A 386-nucleotide genomic window follows, 5' to 3' on the forward strand; every position below is an offset into this window, starting at 1 on the left:
TGAACAGAAAATGAATATCAGCAAAACACCTACAGCACACCTATTGGTGCGAGCGTATACCAATAGCGATTGGGATAGTTGTGACTTTGCTCTTATCAGCCTTACCGAGCAATGGCTTGAGAAAGTGAAAAAAGTAGCCCAACAAGTATCTACCCTAAAGAGCGACCCCGATTTTGTAAACCTTAGTTTCTATGAGGCAAGAACCGACTTTTATACCCTCAGCGATGAGGAACAGCCCGATTTATCCTTTTTGGGAGAACGCACTTGGACTTTTGTGGAACTCACTAAGGAGGAATTAGCCTCTTTCAATACGCCTGAAAGTCGTTTAGAAATCTACCGAAGCATATTTACCCGATACGATGATTTCTATATAAAAGCCTATGGAA

1 protein-coding gene is annotated in these 386 nt (G+C 41.7%); it reads left to right on the forward strand.

All coding sequences use genetic code 11. The features are described from left to right. Window positions 1-10 precede the first annotated feature (10 nt). Window positions 11-386: hypothetical protein (locus HMPREF1551_RS06040; protein ID WP_034544393.1), on the forward strand; the 376-nt coding region annotated here is incomplete at its 3' end.

It is taken from the genome of Capnocytophaga sp. oral taxon 863 str. F0517 (assembly GCF_000466425.1).
Classification (GTDB): domain Bacteria; phylum Bacteroidota; class Bacteroidia; order Flavobacteriales; family Flavobacteriaceae; genus Capnocytophaga.